The sequence below is a fragment of the Haloparvum sedimenti genome, assembly GCF_001462205.1.
Taxonomy (GTDB): Archaea; Halobacteriota; Halobacteria; order Halobacteriales; family Haloferacaceae; genus Haloparvum; species Haloparvum sedimenti.
Map to the genome: position 1 here is coordinate 1 of NZ_LKIR01000094.1, position 5,222 is coordinate 5,222.

A 5,222-nucleotide genomic window follows, 5' to 3' on the forward strand; every position below is an offset into this window, starting at 1 on the left:
GCGGGAGATTTTCGTAGGCACAACTTCGACTCTCCCGCTTCAACTCCCTTACTCTGACGACCTGATCCGACGCTATCTAGCGATTAAACACGGCCTTCTGAGGGGATTGAGTCACTCAGTTTGGTCCCGACTCGGTATTTGAATGTCCGCACTCACTCATTCCGGATATTGATCGGAACGGCGACTCAAGGGGCGATCCTCGCGAGTCGTATGGCAGCCACCCCCACTTTTTGGAAGCGACGGCTCGCCGACTAGGATATACTGAAATTCAGTACTAAGACGTCTTATTCGACGGTTTATGGATAGGCAGTTCGACGACGAAGACTGAACCAGTTGGGTCGTTGTCCTCGACCCACACGTCACCACCGAATTGGTCCGTCAGGAGATGGACGAGATATAGACCAATCCCCGATCCTGGACTGTCCAATCCTTTCTCCCCTTTACCGAAGATTTGTTCTTTCTGTTGGTCAGGAATGCCAGGTCCATTATCTGCAATCCGGTACCGGACAGTCTCTGAGTTCTCTTCACAGGAGACGGTAATCTCAGGGGTCTCTTTGTCGTTGTGTCGGACCGCATTCTCGAGGATATTCCGGAAAACCGAAGAAAGCATCTCGTTTGCCTGTACCGACACGTCGCAGAGTTCACCCGATACGTGAAACTGTGCGTTCGGGAACGAATCACGTACTGCAGCGAGCTCAGCGTCAAGAAGTGGCTGAAGCTGGATTTCTTCTAATTCAGCTGTTCCTTCTTCCGAGAGTGATTCAACGAACTCACGTGCGACCTCTGTGAACTGAATTACGTGCTGGGACTTCTGTAACACTCGGTCCAGAGCGTCTTCCCCATCTTCGTCGATATGGTCTTTGAGGATCTCGGCCCATCCGAGAATCACGGTCATATCGTTCCGGATGTCGTGCCGAACCACGCGATTTAGGGCCTCGAGTTGTTCGGTTTTCTCTTCGAGTCGCTGTCGATATGACTCGCGTTCAGTTACGTCGGTAACCGTCACTAATTGGCCGGTCGTTACCTCACCTGCTAAGAAAGGTGTGCTCGACACATCGTAATACCGGGTATCACCATCCTGCGTTATTGCCAGGATATCTTGCTTGGTGAGATGATCCGCGAGTGCTGTATTCACAGCTTCAAGCGGTTCGCCAAACGAATCCTCAAGGGCTGGGAAGAGCTTGCGAGCCGCTTGATTATAATCCTGGATTCGGGTTTCTTGGTCGAGGAAGATTGCGGGTTTATCTGACTCTCCGGTTAATCGGATTGCCTCAAACCGCTGTCTGTAGAAGAAGAGCGTTCCAACGGCGAAGAGGGCGACGCCAGGTGGCTCATACATTAATGGGAGCAGCCAGTCGACCTGACCGCCGATAATCGTTGCAACAGCTGGGAGGCCTGAGAGTCCAACGAGCACGACGAGCGGACGGCTGTCACTGCCAGTATGATGGAACCGCTCCATCAGTACGAAGAATCCGACAGCGATGGCGGCATATGATAGTCTGCCTTGTTTTGCCGCTGATTGACGGTCGCTTCAGACGTTCTTACTGCGATATTCCGCCAGATTAACCGGGAAATGGACGCCGTCTGGCGATATGGCATCGCTCAGACGGCTTGCCTGGATGTGTCGAGACCTTGCCAAACAGCATGTTGAGGATCCGGACGTACCCGCCGCGCCGGACGGCGCGGACGGGTACGCCGAGTGGGTGCAGATCGCGTTGATTCTGTATCGCGTCGAACTGGAGAAAAGTCTCCGTGAGACCGAAGATTACCTCAACGAGATGCCCGGCGTCCTCGCCGTGTTTGATCTTACCGAAGCACCACACTACAGCTCGTTTTGTCGGTGGGAAAACGAGTACCGAATGCGTGAACTCCGCCGCCTGCTCCGCCGAAGTGCGGAGCAGGCGGGCTGGAGTGGTGAAGCTGCGATTGACGCGAGTGGCTTCCAGCGCGATCAAACTAGCTACCACTACCGCGACCGCGCAAATTACTCGTTCCACTCGATGAAGACGACGATCTTGATCGACGTGAATTCGCTGGCGATCAAGGACGTTCATTTCACGACGCAGAAAGCGTGGGACGGCCACATCGGGATGCAGGTCTTCCGCCGGAACGCGGAAGACCTGCGGGTGCTGTCTGCTGACGCGAACTATTCGTGGAGCGACCTCCGTGAGGAGTGTCGCTCCGAGTCAACGCGACCACTGATCAAGCACAGGGAACAGACACCGTTGCAGAAAGCCCACAACGCCCGAATGAACGATGACTACAATCAGCGCTGGATGAGTGAAACTGGCTTCTCGCAGTTGAAGGAAGACGACGGCGAGAAGTTGCGCTCCCGGAGCTGGCACGGCCAGTTCCGGGAGCTCACACGGAAGTGCATCATCCATAACCTGACGCAGGCGGCGAGTTAGGGCTCGCCGCCTGCTCCCCCTTCTCCGGACGTATTTGGGAGAGGCATCGCCGTCGTCACCTGATCAAGGGAGTAAGATACCATAGTTTTGACCCTTTGACGACCACCGCCAGCGGCAGCTACTGCATCTTCTGAGTGTAAGAACCAGTCTTTGACACCGTGAAACCGTGAGTTATCGGCCCTACCCCGACGCAGTCTTGCGTTCAACAAGGCAAGTTAGAATGAACCCGCCAGCGTATCCTCCGACAGTAAAATATCCAGCGGCAAGGAGACGGACAAACCACTGTTCGACAATCGTATGCGAGCGGTGATCTGGGTCGTTATCAGGTCGGGGCTCAACGATTTCCGGATCGGGCTTTTCCCGCTTGAGGTATCGCCATTCATCAAGATACATTCGGACAGGAAGGGCAGATTCGATTTGGTTGAGAATAGCATATCGGGTCTTGTTCAGCCGGCGATACGACTGTAAACTCTGATACCAAAAGTAACAGATCAGACTTCCAAATCCAGAGGCGAATAGAACGATTGCAGCACTCGTAGTCGTCAAATTTCCTCGGGCGAGAGCGAAGAGTCCGGCTAGTATCGACGTCAAAATCAAGCCGAAAAATCGGTTCATCTGAACCCGCTGATTCGCAGTCTCGATTGCCACCTCCCCATAGTGGATGTATTGATCCATCAAGCGATCCGTCTCTTCGTCGTTCAGATTCGTTAACGGCCCATTCTCTACGGCATTGGGCTCAGCCGATTCGGCCGGATCTCCCCCAGTAACCTCTTCGGGGTGTTCCGGCTCTGTTTCAGGCGTGTCTTTGTCCTCGGTATTTTCGCCAAGATTTGCATTATTCGGCTCGCTCTCGTCAGTTGATTCAGACATATTCCGCTAAGGTGTCGGCGAATGATGCTTTGCGCCATTCTAAGAATAGGGGACCGTCGAAACAGTTCAGATCCAAACGCTGTTCGGTCGCCATTACGCTTTCTGCGTAGTACCCGTACTGATTGATGAGCGCCTTATCACGCTCTGGCCGTCTGGGTGAAGATCGTATACAGCCATCCCCCTGCATTGGGCCATACTCGTTCGAGGGTAGATTATGCATGCTTCGCGATGGCGTTCACGATAGACTTCTGCCGCCAACCGACGATCTCATTGGCTTCCTCCTTTACCACTACTGGAAGCCGCTCGTTCCCGTTCGGTCGCACACCGATAATGGGTTTCTCGAAATGGTCAGCCATCTCAATCTCCTCCTCAATCCACTCGCTGTGCGAGACGTACATCCCAGCGACGACGACAACCACATTTGCCTGCCCAACCTGCTGATAGAGCTGCTGACGAAGATCATTCTTATCTTCAAACTCCATCGGATCGTCCTCTGGGACACTGAAGTTCTGCCAGTCCAGCCGATTTTCATCATCGAGGAACTCCTCAATACGTTCACGCTCTTCAGAGTACTTCCACGAGTGACTCACAAACACCCGATACGGCCGATCTTCCAGAGGGAGACGCGGCTGCGTCGACGTGCCGGTCTCATCTGTTGTTGAACCAGATGAAACTAGGCCACCAAGTCCTTGAGCGCCCTTGTATGTGAAATAGCCTGCCACAGCAGCAGCGATAATGAGTTCAGGGGCGTCGTGCCAAAGGTAACGAAGTGGATCGTCGTGTGGATCATGATCAACTTGTCCACCTTTCCAGTCGGCATATCCGGCGAGGAGGTCTTTTCCGAGATCGACGACATCGGTGTTTTGTTGGTTCGTGGTTGGAACGGATGTCGTATCGGAGCCTCCAGTAGTATCCTCGAACAGGCCAGCAAACGGATCGTCTTCCCCGTTTGATTTGATAAGGGCATTCACGTCAAGGCTTCCGGTGGGGCTTTGCACCTCGACGGTCGGCACGTTGGTGACAGGGTCGTTTTCGTTGGGTGTCACAGGCGATACATCGCAATTTGGATATTTAAACCCAAGGGGATATTTGCTATTCAGGCATCGAAGCCCGACAGCGCTCAACCCCGCCGTTCATCGAGGACGTCCAGCGGGACTGTCTCGACCGGCTCGAACGAGCAATCGACGAACTGCAGGCGGGCAACGTAGCAGTAGAGCGGCTCGTCGAGCGGAATCGTGTCTCCAAGCCCTTGGAAGGCTACTCACAGAATACACAGAACGTGGCCGCCTTGAAGCGAGCCTGCGAGCAGGAACTTGCAGTCCACCCGGGCCAGGATATCGAATACGTGGTCGTTGACGACGAGAAATCCTCGCGAGACCGGGTCGCCCCCGCCCACGAGGAAATCAAGACCTACGACGCCTCGTACTACGAGACGCAGCTGGTTCGAGCGATTGAGAGCGTGCTGTTGCCGCTGGGGTGGGATCGTACAGATATTCGACGGAGACTCGCGGAGACACGGGAGGTGGAGCTGACGGAGTTTACAGCAGCCCGGAACGGATGAGTAGTCTCAATTCTCTTCTGAGGTGAGCAAAATCACAAGTTGGCGACGAGGTCGATCCCATTCACACTCTGGGGGGGTCCTGCTCTCTGGAACACCCCCCGGAGTGTGAATAGACGTGAATCAATCACACCGAGGGTGGACAACCTATATGTGAATGGGGCGAATTGGTCCGCTTATGCCAAACAATGATTCCACGCAAACAACCGTCGACGAGATACTAAATGTCGACGAAGAGGATAGCGAAGACGAATCGGATATATTTGAGAAACCATGGTTGCTTGAGATGGCTGTGTTGAATCGCCATACAGCAGCGAGGTAGGCCGCTAAATCAAAGGAGTTGAAGCGAGAGAATGCGGTTGTCTATGACGCAAATCTCCCGCTTC

General features: G+C 54.0%; 4 protein-coding genes and 1 pseudogene. 2 read left to right on the forward strand and 3 right to left on the reverse strand.

Translation table 11 applies throughout. The features are described 5' to 3' along the window. Nucleotides 1-274: 274 nt before the first annotated feature. Nucleotides 275-1,459: a sensor histidine kinase gene (locus AN233_RS16365; protein ID WP_218055061.1), complete on the reverse strand. Its 1,185-nt coding sequence runs from the start codon at nucleotides 1,457-1,459 to the stop codon at nucleotides 275-277. Between the two features lie 133 nt (nucleotides 1,460-1,592). Between AN233_RS16365 and AN233_RS05985 the strand changes: the two genes are divergently transcribed. Continuing rightward, a complete protein-coding gene (locus tag AN233_RS05985) occupies nucleotides 1,593-2,408 on the forward strand; it encodes an IS5 family transposase (protein ID WP_080508380.1) in 816 nt (271 codons plus the stop codon). A gap of 180 nt (nucleotides 2,409-2,588) precedes the next feature. On the opposite strand, the gene AN233_RS16775 is transcribed toward AN233_RS05985, so the two are convergent. Beyond that, nucleotides 2,589-3,278, reverse strand: coding sequence for a RipA family octameric membrane protein (locus AN233_RS16775; RefSeq protein ID WP_125919988.1), 690 nt, complete (start codon nucleotides 3,276-3,278; stop codon nucleotides 2,589-2,591). A 212-nt stretch (nucleotides 3,279-3,490) separates the two neighbouring features. Next, a complete protein-coding gene (locus AN233_RS17685; RefSeq protein WP_218055062.1) occupies nucleotides 3,491-4,324 on the reverse strand; it encodes a TIR domain-containing protein in 834 nt (277 codons plus the stop codon). A 38-nt stretch (nucleotides 4,325-4,362) separates the two neighbouring features. Here AN233_RS17685 and AN233_RS06000 point away from each other — a divergent pair. Then, a pseudogene (locus AN233_RS06000) lies at nucleotides 4,363-4,839 on the forward strand (DNA polymerase domain-containing protein); the annotation flags it as partial. Nucleotides 4,840-5,222 lie beyond the last annotated feature (383 nt).

What these genes read in the sequence shown, in the direction of transcription:
- AN233_RS05985 (WP_080508380.1), top strand. Translation starts at nt 1,593, where the DNA reads ATGGCATCGCTCAGACGGCTTGCCTGGATGTGTCGAGACCTTGCCAAA.
- AN233_RS16775 (WP_125919988.1), bottom strand. Translation starts at nt 3,278, where the DNA reads ATGTCTGAATCAACTGACGAGAGCGAGCCGAATAATGCAAATCTTGGC.
- AN233_RS16365 (WP_218055061.1), bottom strand. Translation starts at nt 1,459, where the DNA reads ATGGAGCGGTTCCATCATACTGGCAGTGACAGCCGTCCGCTCGTCGTG.